This is a genomic window from Streptomyces sp. SID14478, assembly GCF_010548525.1.
Taxonomy (GTDB): domain Bacteria; phylum Actinomycetota; class Actinomycetes; order Streptomycetales; family Streptomycetaceae; genus Streptomyces.
The window spans coordinates 1-220 of record NZ_JAAGMG010001455.1 but is presented as its reverse complement, the minus strand read 5'-3'; the positions used below and the strand labels follow the sequence as shown (position 1 = coordinate 220).

The following is a 220-nucleotide window of genomic DNA, read 5'->3' as shown; positions in this document are numbered from 1 at the left end:
ACCCGTCAAGAAATCGTTAAAGATTAGGTAAGGTAACGAAGTACCTGGCTGCCGGAGGACGATCCGGCAGGCGCACGCAGGGAAGGAACCTGGCCCTGACTGTCCACGCGCTCAACGAACTCCTGCTCGTCTGCTCGCTCGTGCTGCTCGTCGCCGTGGCGGCCGTACGGATCTCCTCGCGCAGCGGACTCCCCAGCCTGCTCCTGTACCTCGGCATCGG

At 63.2% G+C, this 220-nt stretch carries 1 pseudogene; it reads left to right on the top strand.

Going from position 1 to position 220, the window contains the following annotated elements:
* Window positions 1-44: 44 nt before the first annotated feature.
* Window positions 45-220, top strand: a pseudogene (locus tag G3I40_RS47835) (potassium/proton antiporter); the annotation flags it as partial.